Here is an 18,919-nt window from a genome sequence, read left to right as displayed (position 1 = left end):
CGCCATGCCCGCAAGGAAGTCGCCGGCCTCGCGGAAGCCGGCGCCAAAACTGGCTACTCCTTCACCGCGCCGGTCAGCGAGGCGACGTAGTAGTCGACGAAGAAGGAATAGAGGATCGCGACGGGAATCGAGCCCAGCAGCGCACCGGCCATCAGCGAGCCCCAATGATAGACGTCGCCCTCGACGAGCTGGGTCAGCACCGCGACAGGCACCGTCTTCTTCTCCGCCGACTGGATGAAGGCGAGCGCATAGATGAACTCGTTCCAGGACAGGGTGAAGGCGAAGATGCCGGCCGAGATCAGCCCGGGCATGGCGAGCGGCAGGGTGATCTGCCGCAGCGTCTGCAGCCGGGTCGCCCCATCGATCATCGCGCATTCCTCGAGCTCATAGGGGATCGACTTGAAATAGCCGATCAGAAGCCAGGTGCAGAACGGGATCAGGAAGGTCGGGTAGGTCAGGATCAGCGCCAGCGGCGAGTCGAACAGCCCGAACTGGAAGATCAGCGTCGCCAGCGGAATGAACAGGATCGAGGGCGGCACCAGATAGGCGAGATAGATCGCCAGACCCACATATTGCGAGCCCTTGAACTTCAGCCGCTGGATCGCATAGGCCGCGAGCACGCTGGCGAACAGCGAGAGAGCGGTCGCCACCACCGCGACCATCATCGTGGTCCAGAGCCACTGCGGATAGTCGGTGTGGAACAGGAGCTTGTTGATGTTCTCCAGTGTCGGCGACTTCACCCAGAACGGGTTGTTGTTCTTGTAGTCGAGCAGTTCCGCGTTCGGTTTGATCGCCGTGATCGCCATCCAGTAGAACGGGAACAGCAACACCAGCACGAAGATCGACAGCGGCAGGTAGAGCGTGATGAAGCGCCGCGGTCCGGAGGACCAGTCGATGACGCCGGTGCTCTCCTTGTCCGTCAGCGGCGGGCGCGTGCTCAGGGTCTGATCAGTCATTGTCTTCCCCCTGCTGCCATTTGCGCCGGGCGAGCCCGAAATAGCTGAACAGCGTCGCCATCACGAGGAACGGGATCATCGCCACCGCGATCGCCGCGCCCTCGCCGAGCTGGCCGCCCGGGATGCCGCGCTGGAAGGCGAGGGTCGCCATCAGATGCGTCGCATTGACCGGTCCGCCGCGGGTGATGGCGTAGACGAGCTGGAAGTCGGTGAAGGTGAACAGCACCGAGAAGGTCAGCACCACCGCCAGGATCGGCATCAGCATCGGCAGCGTGACATGCCGGAAGCGCTGCCATCCATTGGCTCCGTCGAGCATCGCCGCCTCGTAGAGTGAGGGCGAGATCGTCTGCAGGCCGGCCAGCAGGCTGATCGCGACGAAGGGGATGCCGCGCCAGATATTGGCGGCGATCAGCGACCAGCGCGCGGGCCAGGGCTGGCCGAGGAAATCGATATAGGTGTCGCGCCAGCCGAGCACGTCGACGAGCACATAGGAGATGATCGAGAACTGCGGATCGTAGATCCACCAGAAGGCGATCGCGGACAGCACCGTCGGCACGATCCAGGGCACCAGGATCAGCGCTCGCAGCAGCGACTTGAACGGCAGATGGTTGTTGAGCAGCAGCGCGAGCCACAGGCCCAGCGCGAACTTACCCACCGTCGCCACGCTGGTATAGAGCAGCGTGTTCCAGACCGCCGTGATGAAGACCCGGTCCTGAAGCAGTGACTGGAAGTTCTCGAAGCCGATGAAATGGCCGGTCCGCCCGATGCGGGTGTCGGTGAAGGCGAGCCAGATGCCCAGGCCCAGCGGATAGCTGAGGAAGACGAGCAGCAGCGCCGCCGCCGGAAACAGGCAGATGCAGATCAGGAAGGTCTTGTTGTCGAACAGCCGTACCAGCCAGTTCTGTTCCAGCTTGTAGACCGTTCGCGATTCGGCAGCAGCAATCGCCATGGCGCGCTCGCAGTTGGACCGGCATTCCCGGCCGCCGACCATGGACGGCGGCCGGGAGAAGCGGGTCAGGTCCGATAGTAGCGCTTGGCGCGGCGCTCGGCTTCCGCCGCGGCTTCCTCAGGCGTGGCCTGGCCGGCGCAGACGGAGGCGACCATCTGGACGACGACATATTCGGCGTTGACCGTGCCGGCGGCCTCGTTGATCGAGCCCTTGTAGCCGCTCCAGAGAGCCCGCTCCCAGGTATCGCGATAGACCAGGATCTTGGGATCGCTGGACCACACCTTGCTCTCGGCATAGGCCTTCAGCGGCTGGGTCCAGTAGCCGTAGCAGCCAGTCAGCCACTTGTCGTACTGCTCCTTCTCCATCATGAAGCGGAGGTATTCCTTGGCGGCATTCGGGAATTTGGTGTGCTTGAACGCCATGGCGTTGATGATCAGCGCCGGCTCCGACGGGCGGCCGAGCGGGCCGACCGGCATGGTCGCGTGGTTCAGGTCCTTGCCGATCGCCGCGGTCTTCTCGTCCTTCGAATTCTTGATCGAGAAGTAGAGCGAGACGCCGTTCTGGGTGACGCCGATTTCGCCGGCCGTCAGCGCCTTGTTGTTGCTGATGTCGAGCCAGGAGAGCGTGCCGGGGATGAAGGTCTCGTAGAGCGCCTTGGCGTATTTCAGCGCCGCGATCGTCTCCTTCGAGTTGATCGCGACCTTGTTGTTCTCGTCGACCATGTAGCCGCCATGGGTCCACACGAGCCAGTTGCAGAAGGCGTTGCCATCGCCGACCGCGTTGCCGAGCGCGAAGCCGGCGGGGTGGCCGTTCGCCTTGAGCTTGCGGCAGAGGTTGAGGAAACCGTCGAGATCCTTCGGGAAGGTATCGAAGCCCGCTTCCTTGACCCAGGATTCGCGATAGACAGCCGGCGCGCCGGAGGCGCCCATCGGGATCGAGACCCACTGATTGGTCTTGTCTTTTTTGCCGTATTTCTCGGCGATCGGATACCAGCCGCCATATTTCTTGCCGAGATCCTCGGCGATCTGCGTGAGATCGATCAATTTGTCCGAGAAGATGTGCGGGTCGTCGGCCCAGCCGACGACGATGTCGGGGCCGGCGCCGGTATTGGCGGTCACCGCCGTCTGCGGGCGCAGGTCCTCCCAGCCGGCATAGTCGACGCGGACAGGCACGCCCGTCGCCTTGGTAAAGGCCTCGGTGTTCTCGTTGAAGATGGCCTGGTCGGGATCGACGAACTTGGTCGGGCGCAGCACGCGCAGCGTCGCGCCCTTCTCGATATTGGCCTGCGCGATGGCCGGCGCGAGCGGCAGCGTTGCGCCGGCGGCAAGCCCGGCGCCGCCGATCAATACGTCTCTTCTGGAAATGCTCATGAAACCGTCTCCTCCGTGGGGTGCGGCGGAGGCCTACATGGGACCTCCGTCCTGCATGGATTATGGGCACTGAACAGCCATTATCCGCCGCCCGATGCAATGGGCGGCGAATTTCTGAGAGGCGGCACCGGCCTGATCGCGTCAGCCTGCCCGGCGCCGGCTCTGAACTCGTGCCAGAGGACGCGTGGTCCGCCCGGGCCGTTGCGCGGCCCGGATGGCGCGCACTCTAGAGGCGCTTGCCGGTCCCAGCGTCGAAGAGGTGCGTCACGCTGGTATCGGGCGTGATCCCGATGGTCTCGCCCGGTTTGGCTGTGATGCGCTCTCGGAAGATGCAGGTCAGATCCTGCCCGCCGCAGCGGACGACGACCTGTGTCTCCGACCCCATCGGCTCGACGACCGCGACCTCGGCCTTCAGGCCGTTCGGGTCGAGCTGGAAGTGCTCCGGGCGGATGCCCAGCACGGCTGCGCGCCCGTCGGAATTCGCCGGATGCTGGCCGATCGGCCAGACGACTCCGCCTTCGGTCTCGAAGCCATTGCCCGTGATCTTGCCCTTGAGCAGGTTCATCGACGGCGAGCCGATGAAAGCCGCGACGAACAGGTTCGCCGGATTGTCGTAGAGATCGAGCGGCGCGCCCATCTGCTCGACGATGCCGTCATGCATCACCACGATCTTGTCGGCCATGGTCATGGCCTCGATCTGGTCGTGCGTGACATAGACCGTCGTAGTCTTGAGGCGCTGGTGCAGCTCCTTGATCTCGGTGCGCATCTGGACGCGCAGCTTGGCGTCGAGGTTCGAGAGCGGCTCGTCGAACAGGAAGACCTGCGGATCGCGGACGATGGCGCGGCCCATGGCGACGCGCTGGCGCTGACCGCCCGAAAGCTGGCGCGGATAGCGGTCGAGCAGCTTGTTCAGGCCGAGGATCTGCGCGGCCTTGTTGACGCGCTCGTCGATCTCGCTCTTCGGCGCCTTCCGCAGCTTCATCGAGAAGGCCATGTTGTCGGCGACCGTCATATGCGGATAGAGCGCATAGTTCTGGAACACCATGGCGATGTCGCGCTCCTTCGGGGGCACGTCGTTCACCACGCGCGGTCCGATCCGAATCTCGCCGCCCGAGATGTTCTCGAGCCCCGCGATCATGCGCAGCAGCGTCGACTTTCCGCAGCCCGAGGGGCCGACAAGGATGACGAATTCGCCGTCGTTRATGTCGATGTCGACGCCATGGATGACCTGCGTCGACCCGTAGGCCTTGCGTACGTCGGCGATCTGGACTGAAGCCATGCCGTCCTTCCCTGCTTTCCGTTCCCTTGTCGCAGCGCCCGTCGATCAGGCGTCGCGACCACAATCGGCTTCTGATGACCGAATGATGAAAGCGGACCTCGCCTGCTTCGGGCGATTGTGTCCGCTCCAGTCTGCGATAAAGTCATACGATAGAAGCGAGCGTGTCAAGCGCCGCCATGGTCTGTGCCGCGCCTCAAATGAGGGGCTCCGGCAAGGCCGCAGAGGGAGAGCCCATCATGCGCGTGCGCGACTTCTCGCGTCCGACGACGCTTAATCCGGACAGGCTCTTCGGCCAGGTCGCGCAGAAGCTCGCGGTCGCGGTCATCACCGGTCGCATCAAGGCCGGCGAGGTTCTGCCCAACGAGGACGATCTGCGCTCGGACATCTCGGTTTCACGCACCGCCTATCGCGAAGCGGTCAAGATCCTGACCGCCAAGGGGCTGGTGGAGGCACGCCCGAAGAGCGGCACCCGCGCCGCGCCGCGCGAGCGCTGGAACCTGCTCGACCCCGATGTTCTCTCCTGGCATTTCGAAGCGGACCCGAACGAGCGTTTCATTCGCGATCTCTTCGAGTTACGCCGCTTCGTCGAGCCCAGCGCCGCCCGCCTCGCCGCCCAGCGCCGGACCTCCGCTGACATCGCCCGGATCGAGGCGGCCTATCGCGGCATGGCCGACGGCCCTCCCTATGCCGAGGCGACTATCCGCGCCGATCTCGCCTTCCACGAAGCAATCTTTGCTGCCGCACAGAATGCCGCGCTGCAGTGCCTCGCCAGCGCCGTCATCGCCACGCTGCAATGGTCGCTGCTGCTCAAGACGGGGGACGAGGCCGCCTATATCGAATCGCTCCCGGACCACGAGCACGTCCTGCTCGCCATCATCGACCGCGACGGCGACCTCGCCTCCGCCCGGATGGCCGGGCTCGTGATCGACAGCCTGAACACGACTCTCGCCTCGCTCGGCACGCACTACGCTACCGAGACGGGAAAAATCATGCGAATAAAGCATACTAAATAAGCGCCCCACCGCGGTGCGGGGCGTCATCGGGTACCGCTCATGCAAAGGCATGGCTAGAATGCCGCGCCAAGCAGGCTAGTTTCATTTTAATCGATTCAGAAGCCGCGAATCAACACTCCTTCCAGCCCCACGGACAGCGCGACGATGACAGCCTCGACCAAGCCCGAAATCATCATGACCGGACCGCTGATGGCCTATGCCGCCGATCAGCTTAAGGCGCGCTTCACGGTCCACGAGCTCTGGAATGCGCCCGATCGCGCCGCCTTGCTGCGCGAGGTCTCCGGACGCGTCCGCGGCGTCGCAGCCGGCGGCGGCCATAATCGCGTCGACGGTGCACTGTTCGATGCGCTTCCCAAGCTCGAAATCGTCTCGAGCTTCGGCGTCGGCTACGATCATGTCGATGCGGCCGAGGCCGGCCGGCGCGGCCTTGTCGTCACGAACACGCCCGACGTCCTCACCGACGAGGTCGCCGATCTCGCGATCGGCCTCTTGCTCTCGACCGTACGCCAGCTTCCTCAGGTCGACCGCTACCTGCGCGAGGGCAAGTGGCTGAAGGGCGCCTATCCGCTCACGACTTCGCTGCGCAAGCGTTCGGTCGGCATCGTCGGTCTCGGCCGCATCGGCAAGGCCGTGGCGCACCGGCTCGAGGCTTTCGGCGTATCGATCGCCTATCACGGCCGCTCGCGCCAGGACGACGTGCCCTATCGCTACTATCCTTCGCTCGTCGACATGGCGGCTGACGTCGACACCCTGATCTCGGTCGCGCCGGGCGGAGCCTCGACGCATCACATCATCAATGCCGAGGTGCTGAAGGCGCTCGGGCCGAACGGCATCGTCGTCAATGTCGGCCGCGGCACCGTCATCGACGAGCAGGCCCTGATCAAGGCGCTGCAGGACAAGACCATCCTCTCCGCCGGCCTCGACGTCTTCGAGGATGAGCCGCGCGTGCCGGCCGAGCTGATCGCCATCGAGCATGCGGTGCTCCTGCCTCATGTCGGCTCGGCCTCGGTCCATACCCGCGAGGCGATGGGCCAGCTTCTGGTCGACAATCTCGTTTCATGGTTCGATGGCAAGGGCCCGCTGACGCCCGTGCCGGAGACCCCATGGAAAAAGGCCTGATTCGCCGGCTGCTGCCGCTTCTCGTGCTCGGCGCCGGCAGCCTGCCGGCCGCCGCCCAGACGGCGCCGCTTCCGCGCGGCGCCGACAAGGCCCCGGAGACGATCCGTCGCTGGCTTGGAGCCTGGGAGCTCGAACTGGCAGGCGCCACGCGCAGTTGCACCGTCACCCTCGGTGCGGAGACATCCGGCACGGCCCGCCAGCTGCGCTTCCCCGCCACATGCCGCCGCGCTCTGCCGATCCTCGACGATGCGACGGGCTGGACACTGGCAGCCAACGGCCAGCCGCAGCTGCTGGACGCCAGCGGCAAGGAAGTGGTCGGTTTCCAGAAGGGCACGCCTGCAACCGGACTGGACGGCAAAGGCAGCGACGGCAAGGCCTATCGGCTGCTCTCGAAGGACCACCCCCGCGTCGCGCCGGCTTCATCCGCGAATCCGGCGACCGCCGCACAACGACAGACTCCGGTCGACCCGGCCACAGCGCCTGCGGCCACGACGTTGCCCGGGCGCTATGTGGTAATGCGCCAGCAGAACCGCGAAGCGTGCCGTCTCATCCTGTCTCCGCCAACGGCAGCCGGGCAAGCGACAGCCGCCTTCGAAGGCTCCTGCCAGGATACCGGGCTCACCATCTTCGACCCGGCGGGCTGGCGCTATGACGGCGGACGCCTCACCCTCGTCGCCCGCCGTGGCCACGGCATCGACCTGATTTTCGAGAATGGCCAATGGCGCAAGGACCCGGCGGTCGGCGCGCCGTTGCTGATGCGCAAGCTCAATCCGTAGACCCTGCCGCGCGAAAGGCACCCGCGCGACAGGGCAGAAACCTCACTCCGCCGCGTCCGCGGGCTTGAGCACGCCGCGCCGGATCTGGTCCTCCTCGATCGACTCGAACAGAGCGCGGAAATTGCCCTCGCCGAAGCCGTCATCACCCTTGCGCTGAATGAATTCGAAGAAGATCGGGCCGAGCACGGTGCCCGAGAAGATCTGCAGCAGCACCTTGCTCATCCGCCCCTGCTTGTCCCCGAGCGCCACGGCTCCCTCGCCGTCGATCAGGATGCCGTCCGCCTTCAGCCGCTCGACCGGCTCGCCATGGTTCGGCACGCGCGCATTGACCTTCTCGTAATAGGTGTCTGGCGGCGACGGCATGAAGGGCAGGCCGTTACGGCGCAACTGCTCGACGCTGGCATAGATGTCGCGCGCGCCCATCGCGACATGCTGGATGCCCTCGCCCTTGTACTGGCGCAGGTACTCCTCGATCTGGCTCTTGTCGTCGAGCGACTCGTTGATCGGAATGCGGATCTTGCCGCAGGGCGAGGTCAATGCCCGCGAGATCAGGCCGGTCAGCTTGCCTTCGATGTTGAAGAAACGGATCTCGCGGAAATTGAACAGCTTGCCGTACCAGCCGGCCCAATGGTCCATGCGCCCGCGGTGGACGTTGTGGGTGAGGTGATCGAGATAATAGAGGCCGGCCTGCTCGGGATGCGGATCGCGCTCACCGATCCACTCGAAATCGACATCCCAGATCGAGCCCTTCTCGCCATAGCGATCGACGAAATAGAGCAGCGATCCGCCGATGCCGCGTACGGCAGGGATCGCAAGCTCGCCCGGCCCGATCGCGCTCTCATAGGGCTCTGCGCCGAGCGAGACGGCCCGCTCGAAGGCATGCTTCGCATCGACCACGCGGAAGGCCATCGCGCATGCGCAGGGGCCATGCTCGGCGGCGAAGGCCTGGGCGAAGGAATCCGGCTCGGCATTGACGACGAAATTGACATCGCCCTGGCGGTAGAGCGTCACCTGCTTCGAACGGTGACGGGCAACGGGCATGAAGCCCATGGTCTCGAACAGCGCGCCGAGCTTCTCCGGCTCGGGATGGGCGTACTCGACGAACTCGAAGCCGTCCGTGCCCATCGGATTCGCGGCCGAGATTTCCGGCGGTGCCGCATCGTGCGGAAAGGGACCCATGGCACTCCTCCTGTTCTGTTGAGGGCACATGGTCACGCAGAATGGAGGCAAGGGGCGTGCGAATCTGTACGCAGCCGCGCAAGAGATGCATCATCCATGCACCCACAAGCAGAATGGCGCACGACATGACCACGCTCGACACCCTCGATTGGCGGCTTCTCGATGCCCTGCAGCGCGACGCTTCCTTGACCAATGCAACTCTCGCGGAGCAGATCGGCCTGTCTGCCAGCCAGGTTTCGCGCCGCCGCCAGCGCCTCGAGCAGGACGGCGTCATCCGCGGCTACCGCGCGGCGCTGGAGCCGGCAGCCGTCGGGCTCGGCGTCATCGTCTTCATCCATGTCGCGCTCGACACCCATTCGCGCGACAACGCCCGGCGCTTCCGCGACCTCGTCCGGCTGACGCCGGCGATTCTCGAGGCTCATGCGCTCACGGGCGAGGCGGACTACCTGCTGAAGGTGGCGGTCGGCGATCTCAAGGCGCTCGCCCGGCTCGTCAACGAAATCCTGATGCCGCATGAGAGCGTGGCGCGCGTCCGCTCCGAGATCGCGCTCGAAACGCTTAAGGAACCGGGGCTCCTGCCGCTGCCGATGACATAGCGCGGCGCTTGTGCAAACTGCGCCTTCGTCACGCCGCTTTGATGCGGCTGATCGATCCCGGTCGCATGCCCTCCCACTGCGGCCACCACAGGAGAACGTCGATGTTCAACGCCAAATCGCTGCTTGATGCCCTGATCAGCGCCGGCAGCCAGGCAGGTACGCAGGCGGGTCAGCAGGGTGGCCTCGGCGGCATGCTCGGCGGCCTGGCGGAACAGGTGCAGCGTTCGGGTGGCCTCGGCGGGCTCGCCGGGCAAATCCTGACCCAGGCAAGTCAGGGCGTCGGCGACGCCGCGCGCCAGACCGGCGTGCAGCAGGGCGCGAACGATGCGCTCGGCCGGATCACCGGCGGCAAGACACCCGACCAGCTCATCGAGCAGGCGAAGGGCCTGTTCAACAGCAACCCTGCCCTCGCAACGGCCGTGCTCGGCGGTCTCGGCGCGCTCGTCTTCGGCACCTCGACCGGCCGCTCCGTCGCCGGCTCGGCAGCCAAGCTCGGCGGCCTCGCCCTGATCGGCGGCCTCGCCTACAAGGCCTACCAGAACTATCAGGCCGGCAAGCCCGTGCTCGACAGCCGCCAGCAGGAGTTGCTGCCCGCCCCCGCCGGAACCGGCTTCGAGCCGCAGGCGGCGAGCGAAGCGACCGCCCTCGTCTTCGTCCGCGCCATGATCGCGGCAGCGGCGGCTGATGGCCATATCGACACCGAAGAACGCGATGCGATTCTCGGCGGCCTCAAGGAGGCCAATCTCGATCAGGACGCCCATGCCTGGCTGGCACAGGAACTCGCCAAGCCAGCCTCGATCGACGAACTCGTCGAAGCCTCAGAAAGCCCGGAACTCGCCGCGCAGATCTATACGGCGGCGCGCATCGCCATCAATCCGGACACTGCGCCGGAGAAGGACTTCCTGGCCGGCCTCGCCGGTTCGCTGGGATTGGACGCGGAACTCGTCGCCAATATCGACGCTGCTGCCAGCGCCGCAAAGGTCTGAACCGGGCAAGGCAGACCACAGGCACCGCCAGCGCCGGCTTTCGCCCATCGCGGAAGCCGGCTGAGAACATCACAGGCTCGCGAGTTGGAAGCCGCGCCGCCTCCACTTCCGTGTTCCCTGCTGCTAGGTGCGGGGCCATGCCTGACTCGAAGAACGGCGGACCGGCACCGGAGCTGAACGCCCCCTCGCCGACGCGCCGCCAAGCCCTCGCGCTGACGCTGCTCTCGCCGCTTGCCGCCGTGCCCGCTCTTGCGCGGCCGCCGCTCTTTGCCGGCTCCGCCTCGCAATTCGTGCAGCTCGATCCGCCGGAGGATGCCGGCTCCCTCGCGCTCACCGACCTCGACGGCAAGAGCAGGCCCCTCTCGGCTTATCGCGGCAAAGCCATTCTCCTGAATTTCTGGGCGAGCTGGTGCCCGCCCTGCCGGCGCGAGCTGCCGATCCTGCGGCGCCTGCAGGCAAGAGCGGCGCATGAGCCCTTCGTCGTCCTTCCGGTGTCGTTGGACAAATCGGCGGCGACCGTGATCGCCTATCTCAAGCGCCTTGGGCTTGCCGACCTCTCGACCTTCATCGATGCTGCCGGCGCAGTTGCTTCCGGGCCGAAATCGACCCAGCCAACGCCATTCGCCCTCTACGGCATGCCAATGACCTATGTGCTCGATCATGAAGCGCGTAGCGTCGGCTATCTCGTCGGCGAAGCGGACTGGGACAACCCTGAGGGGCTGAAATTGCTGCGCTTCTACGCAAGAGCGGCGGGCTGATTTGCCAATGAAAGCAGGGTTCGTGCGCTCCCGCGGATCGACCCCGAAAAAATAATCGCCTCCTGCATTGAACCTCCCCGCTCCGTCCCGCGACCAATCGGCATAGAGGGCGAGCAGTTCGCTCTCGCACCAGTCGGGAGAGACGAGCATGACGACGTTCCGCAAGACGCTGACCGCCACCCTCGCGGCCGCGACCCTGGCCACCACTTTCATCGCCTCCGGCGCCGAGGCGCGCCCGCGCTGGGGCTATGGCTACGGTGGCTGGGGCGTCGGAGCCGGTGTGGTTGGCGCGCTCGCCGCGGGCGCTATCATCGCCTCGGCCACTCGCCCGGCTTATGGCCACGGCTATTATGCCGCTCCCGTCCGCTCCTGTGATCTGGTCGAGCGTTTCGACCGCTGGGGCAACGTCATCGGCTACCGCCGGGTCTGCGGCTACTACTGAGGCTTCGGCACCCTGAGTTCTCGAGACCAGACTGAAGCCCCTCTCCGAGGGGCTTTTTTGCTTCCGGCGTGACCGGCATCAGGCGCCGTCCGTGAGCGCGGCAGCCATGCTCACGGACCGACGCTCAGCGCCACATGGGCTGCCGCCTCGTCGCAGATCCACTTCCGGAAAGCCGCGATGGCCGGCCGCTGCGCGGAAGCCACCGGGCAGACCAGATAGTACTGGTGCGGCCCCTTGACCTGATGCGGGAACGGCCGGACCAGACGACCGGCATCGAGATAATCCCCGATCAGGACATTGGTGGCGAGCGCCACCCCCTGCCCTGACGCGGCGGCCTGCAAGGCCAGGAAGGTGTGCGAGAAGCGTGGGCCCCGCGTCGCGTCGATCTGGGGCAGGCCGACCGCGCCGAGCCAGCGCGGCCAGGTAATAAAATCAGGGATTCCCTCCGGAATCTCATGCAGCAAGGTGTGATGGCTGAGGTCCGCCGGCTCGCGTAGCGGCCGCTCCGGGTCGCCGAGCAGCGCGGCGCTGCAAACGGGAAAGAAATTCTCCTCCATCAGGAGATCCGTCTGCAACCCCGGATAGCCGCCGCGGCCCAAGCGGATCGCTACGTCGACATTCTCGCGGGCGAAATCGGTCAGGCTCACCGAGATCTCGACCCGCACCTCCAGGTTGGGCTCGCGCTCCTTCAGCGAGCCGAGCCTTGGGATCAACCAGTTCAGGGCGAAGCTCGGCAAGGTGCTGACCGTCAGGGCGTTCGGCGCCTCCGGTCTCAAAGCCCGGGCCGTGGCTTCGTTGAGCTGGTCGAGCACCTGCGAGATCGTCGCGGCATAACGTTCGCCGATCTCGGTCAAGGCAACGCCCTTGCTCGGCAGCCGGATGAAGAGCGGGCGCCGCAGCCAGGCTTCGAGCGACCTCACATGCTGGCCGACGGCGCTTGCGGTAACGGCGAGCTCATCCCCCGCCTTCTCGAAATTGCGATGCCGGGCAGCGGCTTCGAAGGCGCGCAGGGAAGCCAGGGGCGGGAGATGGCGACGGCTCATGTCAGGCCAAGTTCAGCTTGGGCAATGCGAAGAACTTCGCATTTGCTTCCCCCTCGAGCAAGGCGCAGATTCCGGGTCGATTAGATCACTCAGGAGGCGCGTCATGTACGCCAGCCCTGCCATAGCCGGACTTTCCTTCTCCGCTCCCCGCCGGTCGAGCGGCCGTGCCCTGGGGCTGCTGTTGCAGCTCGAGGCCTGGCTCGATGCCAGGAGCAGCGCACGCGCGCTCTACGCGATGGACGAACGGGCCCTCTCCGATCTCGCCCTGTCGCGCAGTGATGTCGAGCGCGTCAACGCGGACGCCGGCCGCCCTGCCGGAGCCGCCTGAGAAGCCCGCTGCGGAGAACCCGACCGGACCGAGGCCGGCCAGAACGGAACCGAACGAAAAAAGGGGCTGGAGGTCGACAACGACCGCCAGCCCCCTTTTCCTGTCGTCGCACGCTCGCCGACGCGCCCCTTGCCGGCCGTTGCCTTGCACAGATTGCCGGTAACGATCCAGGCGATGCAGCGCTTCAGCGGGAAGCTGCCACGATCGACATCGCTGACGTGATCTGACGCGCGGGGGCTAAATCATGATCCCGCGCTCGTAACGGAGATCGTCGATGCCCCTGCCCAACCGAGTCAGGCCTGACGGCACGCTCACCGCCGACCCGGCGCGCGGGCTGTTCTTCGGCAATCGCGGCGGCCGCTTCCACGATCCCGACCGGCGCGAGGTGCCGGCCCGCATTCAGGCGACGCAGCACTGGCTCTGCTGCGTCCTCTCATTCAAGGGGCGCCGCCGGAAGGTCTGGGGCCACGGCTACACCGAGCTCTTCTTTTGCGACGAGGTGACGGCGCTTGCAGCCGGCCATCGCCCCTGCATGGAATGCCGCCGCCGCGACGCGCTCGCCTATCGCGACGCGCTGGTGCAGGGCCTGCGCCTCCCGGAAACGCCGCTCTTTCCCGAGATCGACCGCATCCTCGATGCCGATCGCCGGATAGGACGGGCCAAGCGCATGCACCGGCTGCCGGCAGAAGAACTGCCGGACGGCGCGATGCTCCTGTCCGAGAGCGAAGGAGCATTTCTGGCACTGCGCGCAGACACCGCCCTGCTCTGGTCACCAGCCGGCTATGTTGCGCTTCATCCCCGTCCGAAAGGGCTGGCGACCGTTCTCACCCCGCCAGCCACGCTTGCCGCGCTGAGGCATGGCTACCAACCTATCTGGCACCCGAGCGCGGAAGCCCTGGCCCCGTCCCAGGCACGGACCGGTAGGAACTTTTACCCGCCCGGAAGCGTTGCCGCAGCATCATCCTTTCAATGAGGGGCTGCCAATGCGTTCCATCATCCTGTGGCTTGTGGGTATTCCGATCCCGATCATCATCCTGCTGTGGTTTTTCATGAAGTAGCGTGCGGTTGCGTCGCGTGAAGAAGGCCGGGCCCTGCGCCCGGCCTTCTCGTTTGCGGCGGCGCTTCCCGCCACGAACTGACAGGCGATCATGCTTTCCCGGCATGGCCCCGCCATCGCAACCAAGCTCCGGCTCCCCTATATGCCGCCCATGTCAGACACGACCCCGCCGATCATCTCGGTCTCCGGCCTCTCCAAAACCTATGCCACCGGCTTCAGCGCGCTGAAATCGGTGGACCTCGCCATCCGGCGCGGCGAGATCTTCGCTCTGCTCGGCCCCAACGGCGCCGGCAAGACGACGCTGATCAGCATCATCTGCGGGCTCGTGCGGCCAAGCACCGGCACGGTTCTGGCGGATGGGCACGACATCCAGCGCGACTATCGCGCGGCCCGTTCCGCCATCGGCCTCGTACCGCAGGAGCTGACGACCGATGCCTTCGAGACCGTCTGGAGCACGGTCAGCTTCAGCCGCGGGCTTTTCGGCAAGCCGAAGGATCCGGCCCTGATCGAGCGAATCCTCAAGGACCTCTCGCTCTGGGACAAGAAAGACACGCAGATCCGCCGCCTCTCCGGCGGCATGAAGCGGCGCGTGATGATCGCCAAGGCGCTCTCGCACGAGCCGCGCATCCTCTTCCTTGACGAGCCGACGGCCGGCGTCGATGTCGAGCTCAGGCAGGACATGTGGCAAATGGTGCGCCGGCTCAGGGATGATGGCGTCACCATCATCCTGACCACGCACTACATCGAAGAGGCCGAGGAAATGGCCGACCGCGTCGGCGTGATCTCCAAGGGCGAAATCATCCTGGTCGAGGAAAAAGCCGAGCTGATGCGCAAGCTCGGCAAGAAGCAGCTCACCCTGCAGCTCCAGCAGCCGATCGGCGCCGTCCCGGCGACGCTCGCGGGCTTCGACCTGAAGCTGTCTGAGGGTGGCGATGAGATCGTCTACACCTACGACACCCAGGCCGAGCGCACCGGCATCACCACACTGCTCCAGGGCCTGTCGGAAGCGGGCATCCGCTTCCGCGACCTCAGCACCAGCCAGAGTTCGCTGGAAGAGATCTTCGTCAATCTGGTGAGGGAGCGGGCATGAGCGCCGCAAGCTTCAACCCGCATGCCATCGCGGCGATCTACCGCTTCGAGATGGCGCGCACCTGGCGCACGCCGCTGCAGAGCATCGTCTCGCCGGTGCTGTCGACCTCGCTCTATTTCATCGTCTTCGGCGGGGCGATCGGCTCACGCATGCAGTCGATCGACGGCGTGCCCTATGGCGCCTTCATCGTGCCCGGCCTGATCATGCTCTCGCTGCTGACGCAGAGCATCGCCAACGCCTCCTTCGCGATCTATTTCCCGAAATTCACCGGCACGATCTACGAGCTGCTCTCCGCTCCCGTCGCTTGGTGGGAGGCGGTGATAGCCTATGTCGGCGCGGCCGCGTCGAAATCGATCCTGCTCGGCCTCATCATCCTCGCAACGGCGGCCTTCTTCGTCCCGCTCCGGATCGAGCACCCCTTCATGATGCTGCTCTTCCTGGTGCTGACGGCGACGACCTTCAGCCTGTTCGGGTTCATCATCGGCATCTGGGCCGACGGCTTCGAGAAGCTGCAGGTCATCCCGTTGCTGATCGTGACGCCGCTCGCCTTCCTCGGCGGCTCCTTCTACTCGATCAGCATGCTCCCGCCCTTCTGGCAGACGGTGACGCTGTTCAACCCGGTCGTCTATCTGATCAGCGGCTTCCGCTGGAGCTTCTTCGGGCTCGCCGATGTCAGCCTCGGCGTGAGCCTCGGCATGACGCTCGTCTTCCTCGCCGCCTGCATCGCAGTGGTCGGCTGGATCTTCAAGACGGGATATCGGCTGAAGAATTGAGCAAGAGAGCCGTCATGCTCGGGCTTGACCCGAGCATCTCATGACAATGACGCGCCCGAGCCTCCTCCGGGAGGAGATTCTCGGGTCTGCGCTTCGCTACGCCCGAGAATGACGTTCCGTACAACCAATTGACTTCCGCCCCCCTTCCGTCTTGATGCGCGCCATGACCGATCTTTCGACCATCGAGGCGTCCGCGGCCCGCCCCGCGCCGCATGCGCGCCGGCGCACCTTCGCCATCATCTCGCACCCTGACGCGGGCAAGACGACGCTGACCGAGAAGCTGCTCTATTTCGGCGGCGCCATTCAGCTGGCCGGCGAAGTCCGCGCCAAGCAGGGCCGCCGCCAGACCTCGTCGGACTGGATGAAGATCGAGCGCCAGCGCGGCATCTCGGTCGTCACCTCCGTGATGACCTTCGAATATGGCGGCCATGTCTTCAACCTGCTCGACACGCCCGGCCACGAAGACTTCTCGGAAGACACCTACCGGACGCTGACCGCGGTCGACTCCGCCGTCATGGTGATCGACGCGGCGAAGGGCATCGAGGACCGCACCAAGAAGCTCTTCGAGGTCTGCCGTCTCAGAGATATCCCGATCGTAACCTTCATCAACAAGGTCGACCGCGAGACCCGCGACCCCTTCGACCTGATCAACGAGATCGAGACGACGCTGGCGCTCGACGTCGCGCCGATGACCTGGCCGGTCGGCCGCGGGCGCGAATTCGCCGGCACCTACGACCTGAAGGCCAACACCTTCCGCCGCAACCAGAAGGGCGACGAGAGCGCCGAGGATCAGCGCGTCTCCGGCTGGGACGATCCGCTCTTCGACGAGCTTCTGCCGCATGGCGCCGCCGAGACCTGGCGCGAAGAGGTCTTCCTCGCCGCCGAGGGCCTGAAGCCCTTCGATCTGCAGGCCTTCCGCGAGGGCCATCTGACGCCGCTCTATTTCGGCGCGGCACTGCGCGACTACGGCGTGCGCGACCTCATCGATGCGCTCGGCGCCTACGCCCCGAGCCCGCGCGCCCAGCTCGCCGACAAGCGCCCGATCGAAGCGTCTGAGCCGAAGATGACCGGCTTCGTCTTCAAGATCCAGGCGAACATGGACCCCAACCATCGCGACCGCATCGCCTTCATGCGCGTCTGCTCGGGCAAGCTGACGCGCGGCATGAAGGCCAAGCTCGTCCGCACCGGCAAGCCGATGCCGCTCAACGCGCCGCAGTTCTTCTTCGCACGCGACCGCTCGATTGCGGAGGAAGCCTTCGCCGGCGACATCGTCGGCCTGCCCAACCACGGCACGCTGCGCATCGGCGACACGCTGACCGAGGGTGAGGACATCGTCTTCAAGGGGGTGCCGAGCTTCGCGCCGGAAATCCTGCGCCGCGTCAAGCTGAAGGACGCGATGAAGGCCAAGAAGCTGCGCGAAGCCCTGCAGCAGATGGCGGAGGAAGGCGTCGTCCAGCTCTTCCTGCCGCATGACGGCGCGCCCGCCATCGTCGGCGTCGTCGGCGCCCTCCAGCTCGACGTGCTCAAGGAGCGCATGGAGGCGGAGTATTCGCTGCCGATCGACTTCGAGCCCTGCCAGTTCGCGATCGCCCGCTGGGTCTCCTCGGACGACAAGGCGGCGCTGGCGAAATTCGTCGGGTTGAAGCCCTCGGCCATGGCCGACGACCTCGACGGCGACCCGGTCTTCATGGCCTCATCACAGTTCACGCTGAAATACGACGCCGAGCGCGCACCCGATGTGACCTTCTCGGCCATCAAGGACTATCAGAAGGGCGTGAAGGGCTGAGCCGGCCGCTGTGGCCTGAAAGCGACAGGCCGCGGCGCGCTCCTTTCGGGTTGATCCGCATCAATTCGCATCGCGCGAAACCGGCGCTGATGGAGGCATGAGCTTTGAGGCGCAACCCGCGTCGCAGGCTCGCGACTCCGGAAGCTGCTACCATGATGTCTCGCTCGATCCGTCTTTCTCTTGCCGCCGTGCTGCTGGGCGCCACGGCGCTGACCAGCGCCCAGGCGGCCGATTTGCCCTCGACCAAGGCCGCTCCCCTGGCCCCGGTGCTCACCAGCTGGAGCCCGTGGATGATCCGCGGACGCGCGCTCTTCGTCATGCCGCAGGAAGAGGCGAGCCTGAGGCTGGGCGGGGCGCCGATCGTCGGCGGCAAGGTCGATATCTCCAATTCGGTCGTGCCCGAGCTCGACATCACCTACTTCTTCACCAAGAACATCGCCGCCGAGCTCATCCTCGGCGTCACCCCGCATAATGTGAAGGGTGCGGGCAGTCTCGCCGGCGCGCGCATCGGCTCGGCCTGGCTGCTGCCGCCGACCCTGATGCTGCAGTACCACTTCACCGACCTCGGCGCCTTCAAGCCGTATCTCGGCGTCGGCGTGAACTACACCGTCTTCTTCAACGAGAAGGCCAAGGGCGGCTTCACCGATTTCGACCTGAAGGATACCTTCGGCTTCGCGCTCCAGGCCGGCTTCGACTACATGATCGACCAGCACTGGGGCCTCAACTTCGACGTCAAGAAAATCTTCCTGGAGCCCAAGGTGAAGGTGAACAACGGACTCATCGCCGGCAAGGTCAAGATCGACCCCTGGCTCATCGGCGCCGGCGTCACCTACCGCTTCTGAGATCCGGCCCGGCTTCGGCGGTTCGGCTGGCGGAAAGGGAACGGTTCGCCCCTCCCTCCGCCGCCGGCGTTCACACCTCGGCGAAACCCAGCGGGATCGCCGAGGTGGATTTCAGCTCCTCCATCGCAAACATCGAGGTCACGTCGCTGAGGTCGATGCGCGAGATCAGCTTCTTGTAGAGCGCGTCATAGGCGGCGATGTCGGCGACATAGGCCTTGAGCAGATAATCGATCTCGCCGCTCATCCGGTAGAAATCGACGATCTCCGGCAGGTCGTGCACGGCCTGATGAAAGCGTTCGAGCCACTCCATCGAATGGCGGGCCGTCTTGATCGCGATGAAGACCGTGACGCCGGCCTTGAGCATCTCCCGGTCGAGCAGCGCTACGCGGCGCTTGATGTAGCCGCCCTCCTCGAGCTTCTGCACCCGCCGCCAGCAGGGCGATGACGATAGCCCCACCGCCTCCGCGAGTTCAGCGAGCGGCAGACTCGCATCCTCCTGCAGCCGCGCCAAAATGCGCAGGTCGAAAGCATCGAGCTTGGCCATGAAACCTCGGCGAATTCGGCATCAGCTTCTTTC

General features: G+C 65.6%; 20 protein-coding genes. 13 read left to right on the top strand and 7 right to left on the bottom strand.

Annotated features, from left to right (window positions below; translation table 11 throughout):
• Window positions 1-53 precede the first annotated feature (53 nt).
• From AB4Z10_RS21835 to AB4Z10_RS21820, 4 genes are all read right to left on the bottom strand, one after another.
• Window positions 54-956: a carbohydrate ABC transporter permease gene (locus AB4Z10_RS21835; RefSeq protein WP_441472499.1), complete on the bottom strand. Its 903-nt coding sequence runs from the start codon at window positions 954-956 to the stop codon at window positions 54-56.
• Window positions 949-1,905, bottom strand: coding sequence for a carbohydrate ABC transporter permease (locus tag AB4Z10_RS21830; protein WP_441472498.1), 957 nt, complete (start codon window positions 1,903-1,905; stop codon window positions 949-951). Before AB4Z10_RS21830 ends, AB4Z10_RS21835 begins: the two co-directional genes overlap by 8 nt.
• Window positions 1,906-1,970: 65 nt before the next feature.
• Entirely contained in the window at window positions 1,971-3,275 is a 1,305-nt protein-coding gene (locus AB4Z10_RS21825; protein WP_441472497.1) for an ABC transporter substrate-binding protein, read from the bottom strand.
• A 226-nt stretch (window positions 3,276-3,501) separates the two neighbouring features.
• Window positions 3,502-4,554 carry an ABC transporter ATP-binding protein gene (locus AB4Z10_RS21820; RefSeq protein WP_441472496.1) on the bottom strand — a complete coding sequence of 351 codons (1,053 nt, stop codon included), beginning with the start codon at window positions 4,552-4,554 and terminating at the stop codon, window positions 3,502-3,504.
• 236 nt (window positions 4,555-4,790) lie between these two features.
• Here AB4Z10_RS21820 and AB4Z10_RS21815 point away from each other — a divergent pair, with 236 nt between their 5' ends.
• The 3 genes from AB4Z10_RS21815 to AB4Z10_RS21805 all read left to right on the top strand — a co-directional run bounded on the left by AB4Z10_RS21815 (window position 4,791) and on the right by AB4Z10_RS21805 (window position 7,462).
• On the top strand, window positions 4,791-5,567 hold the full coding sequence (locus AB4Z10_RS21815) for a FadR/GntR family transcriptional regulator (RefSeq protein WP_441472495.1): 777 nt from the start codon (window positions 4,791-4,793) through the stop codon (window positions 5,565-5,567).
• Window positions 5,568-5,711: 144 nt separating this feature from the next.
• Window positions 5,712-6,686 (top strand): 2-hydroxyacid dehydrogenase, encoded by a 975-nt coding sequence (locus AB4Z10_RS21810; RefSeq protein ID WP_441472494.1) that lies wholly within the window; start codon window positions 5,712-5,714, stop codon window positions 6,684-6,686.
• The gene (locus AB4Z10_RS21805; RefSeq protein WP_441472493.1) at window positions 6,671-7,462 is read left to right on the top strand and encodes an AprI/Inh family metalloprotease inhibitor; all 792 of its coding nucleotides are present in this window, start codon (window positions 6,671-6,673) and stop codon (window positions 7,460-7,462) included. Before AB4Z10_RS21810 ends, AB4Z10_RS21805 begins: the two co-directional genes overlap by 16 nt.
• Window positions 7,463-7,504: 42 nt before the next feature.
• On the opposite strand, the gene hppD is transcribed toward AB4Z10_RS21805, so the two are convergent.
• Window positions 7,505-8,641: a 4-hydroxyphenylpyruvate dioxygenase gene (gene hppD, locus AB4Z10_RS21800; protein ID WP_441472492.1), complete on the bottom strand. Its 1,137-nt coding sequence runs from the start codon at window positions 8,639-8,641 to the stop codon at window positions 7,505-7,507.
• Between the two features lie 125 nt (window positions 8,642-8,766).
• Here hppD and AB4Z10_RS21795 point away from each other — a divergent pair, with 125 nt between their 5' ends.
• From AB4Z10_RS21795 to AB4Z10_RS21780, 4 genes are all read left to right on the top strand, one after another.
• Window positions 8,767-9,237: an Lrp/AsnC family transcriptional regulator gene (locus AB4Z10_RS21795; RefSeq protein ID WP_441472491.1), complete on the top strand. Its 471-nt coding sequence runs from the start codon at window positions 8,767-8,769 to the stop codon at window positions 9,235-9,237.
• 101 nt (window positions 9,238-9,338) lie between these two features.
• Window positions 9,339-10,223 carry a tellurite resistance TerB family protein gene (locus tag AB4Z10_RS21790; RefSeq protein ID WP_441472490.1) on the top strand — a complete coding sequence of 295 codons (885 nt, stop codon included), beginning with the start codon at window positions 9,339-9,341 and terminating at the stop codon, window positions 10,221-10,223.
• A gap of 137 nt (window positions 10,224-10,360) precedes the next feature.
• Window positions 10,361-10,981 carry a TlpA family protein disulfide reductase gene (locus AB4Z10_RS21785; RefSeq protein WP_441472489.1) on the top strand — a complete coding sequence of 207 codons (621 nt, stop codon included), beginning with the start codon at window positions 10,361-10,363 and terminating at the stop codon, window positions 10,979-10,981.
• Window positions 10,982-11,129: 148 nt separating this feature from the next.
• Window positions 11,130-11,423 (top strand): hypothetical protein, encoded by a 294-nt coding sequence (locus tag AB4Z10_RS21780; RefSeq protein ID WP_441472488.1) that lies wholly within the window; start codon window positions 11,130-11,132, stop codon window positions 11,421-11,423.
• Window positions 11,424-11,533: 110 nt separating this feature from the next.
• On the opposite strand, the gene gcvA is transcribed toward AB4Z10_RS21780, so the two are convergent.
• Window positions 11,534-12,466 (bottom strand): transcriptional regulator GcvA, encoded by a 933-nt coding sequence (gcvA, locus tag AB4Z10_RS21775; protein ID WP_441472487.1) that lies wholly within the window; start codon window positions 12,464-12,466, stop codon window positions 11,534-11,536.
• A 103-nt stretch (window positions 12,467-12,569) separates the two neighbouring features.
• On the opposite strand from gcvA, the gene AB4Z10_RS21770 reads away from it, so the two are divergent.
• The 6 genes from AB4Z10_RS21770 (at window position 12,570) to AB4Z10_RS21745 (ending at window position 18,342) form a co-directional block, all read left to right on the top strand.
• Window positions 12,570-12,794, top strand: coding sequence for a YjiS-like domain-containing protein (locus tag AB4Z10_RS21770; protein ID WP_441472486.1), 225 nt, complete (start codon window positions 12,570-12,572; stop codon window positions 12,792-12,794).
• A 274-nt stretch (window positions 12,795-13,068) separates the two neighbouring features.
• Window positions 13,069-13,767 (top strand): hypothetical protein, encoded by a 699-nt coding sequence (locus AB4Z10_RS21765; RefSeq protein WP_441472485.1) that lies wholly within the window; start codon window positions 13,069-13,071, stop codon window positions 13,765-13,767.
• Between the two features lie 235 nt (window positions 13,768-14,002).
• Entirely contained in the window at window positions 14,003-14,941 is a 939-nt protein-coding gene (locus tag AB4Z10_RS21760) for an ABC transporter ATP-binding protein (protein WP_441472484.1), read from the top strand.
• Window positions 14,938-15,714, top strand: a complete 777-nt coding sequence (locus AB4Z10_RS21755) for an ABC transporter permease (protein ID WP_441472483.1) — start codon at window positions 14,938-14,940, stop codon at window positions 15,712-15,714. The genes AB4Z10_RS21760 and AB4Z10_RS21755 overlap by 4 nt, the downstream gene beginning before the upstream one ends.
• Before the next feature lie 163 nt (window positions 15,715-15,877).
• Entirely contained in the window at window positions 15,878-17,500 is a 1,623-nt protein-coding gene (locus AB4Z10_RS21750) for a peptide chain release factor 3 (protein WP_441472482.1), read from the top strand.
• A gap of 155 nt (window positions 17,501-17,655) precedes the next feature.
• Complete coding sequence (locus AB4Z10_RS21745) at window positions 17,656-18,342, top strand: OmpW/AlkL family protein (protein WP_441472671.1); 687 nt, start codon at window positions 17,656-17,658, stop codon at window positions 18,340-18,342.
• Between the two features lie 70 nt (window positions 18,343-18,412).
• On the opposite strand, the gene AB4Z10_RS21740 is transcribed toward AB4Z10_RS21745, so the two are convergent.
• The gene (locus tag AB4Z10_RS21740; RefSeq protein WP_441472481.1) at window positions 18,413-18,886 is read right to left on the bottom strand and encodes an Lrp/AsnC family transcriptional regulator; all 474 of its coding nucleotides are present in this window, start codon (window positions 18,884-18,886) and stop codon (window positions 18,413-18,415) included.
• Window positions 18,887-18,919: the final 33 nt, after the last annotated feature.

Origin of the sequence: Allobosea sp. RAF48, from assembly GCF_052114025.1 — a bacterium.
Lineage (GTDB): Bacteria > Pseudomonadota > Alphaproteobacteria > Rhizobiales > Beijerinckiaceae > Allobosea.
This window is presented reverse-complemented; position numbering and strand designations above follow the sequence as displayed.

What these genes read in the sequence shown, in the direction of transcription:
- AB4Z10_RS21745 (WP_441472671.1), top strand. Translation starts at nt 17,656, where the DNA reads ATGTCTCGCTCGATCCGTCTTTCTCTTGCCGCCGTGCTGCTGGGCGCC.
- AB4Z10_RS21825 (WP_441472497.1), bottom strand. Translation starts at nt 3,275, where the DNA reads ATGAGCATTTCCAGAAGAGACGTATTGATCGGCGGCGCCGGGCTTGCC.
- AB4Z10_RS21815 (WP_441472495.1), top strand. Translation starts at nt 4,791, where the DNA reads ATGCGCGTGCGCGACTTCTCGCGTCCGACGACGCTTAATCCGGACAGG.
- AB4Z10_RS21770 (WP_441472486.1), top strand. Translation starts at nt 12,570, where the DNA reads ATGTACGCCAGCCCTGCCATAGCCGGACTTTCCTTCTCCGCTCCCCGC.
- AB4Z10_RS21765 (WP_441472485.1), top strand. Translation starts at nt 13,069, where the DNA reads ATGCCCCTGCCCAACCGAGTCAGGCCTGACGGCACGCTCACCGCCGAC.
- AB4Z10_RS21810 (WP_441472494.1), top strand. Translation starts at nt 5,712, where the DNA reads ATGACAGCCTCGACCAAGCCCGAAATCATCATGACCGGACCGCTGATG.
- AB4Z10_RS21755 (WP_441472483.1), top strand. Translation starts at nt 14,938, where the DNA reads ATGAGCGCCGCAAGCTTCAACCCGCATGCCATCGCGGCGATCTACCGC.
- AB4Z10_RS21760 (WP_441472484.1), top strand. Translation starts at nt 14,003, where the DNA reads ATGTCAGACACGACCCCGCCGATCATCTCGGTCTCCGGCCTCTCCAAA.
- AB4Z10_RS21780 (WP_441472488.1), top strand. Translation starts at nt 11,130, where the DNA reads ATGACGACGTTCCGCAAGACGCTGACCGCCACCCTCGCGGCCGCGACC.
- AB4Z10_RS21805 (WP_441472493.1), top strand. Translation starts at nt 6,671, where the DNA reads ATGGAAAAAGGCCTGATTCGCCGGCTGCTGCCGCTTCTCGTGCTCGGC.
- AB4Z10_RS21795 (WP_441472491.1), top strand. Translation starts at nt 8,767, where the DNA reads ATGACCACGCTCGACACCCTCGATTGGCGGCTTCTCGATGCCCTGCAG.
- gcvA (WP_441472487.1), bottom strand. Translation starts at nt 12,466, where the DNA reads ATGAGCCGTCGCCATCTCCCGCCCCTGGCTTCCCTGCGCGCCTTCGAA.
- AB4Z10_RS21750 (WP_441472482.1), top strand. Translation starts at nt 15,878, where the DNA reads ATGACCGATCTTTCGACCATCGAGGCGTCCGCGGCCCGCCCCGCGCCG.
- AB4Z10_RS21835 (WP_441472499.1), bottom strand. Translation starts at nt 956, where the DNA reads ATGACTGATCAGACCCTGAGCACGCGCCCGCCGCTGACGGACAAGGAG.
- AB4Z10_RS21740 (WP_441472481.1), bottom strand. Translation starts at nt 18,886, where the DNA reads ATGGCCAAGCTCGATGCTTTCGACCTGCGCATTTTGGCGCGGCTGCAG.
- AB4Z10_RS21830 (WP_441472498.1), bottom strand. Translation starts at nt 1,905, where the DNA reads ATGGCGATTGCTGCTGCCGAATCGCGAACGGTCTACAAGCTGGAACAG.
- AB4Z10_RS21785 (WP_441472489.1), top strand. Translation starts at nt 10,361, where the DNA reads ATGCCTGACTCGAAGAACGGCGGACCGGCACCGGAGCTGAACGCCCCC.
- AB4Z10_RS21790 (WP_441472490.1), top strand. Translation starts at nt 9,339, where the DNA reads ATGTTCAACGCCAAATCGCTGCTTGATGCCCTGATCAGCGCCGGCAGC.
- hppD (WP_441472492.1), bottom strand. Translation starts at nt 8,641, where the DNA reads ATGGGTCCCTTTCCGCACGATGCGGCACCGCCGGAAATCTCGGCCGCG.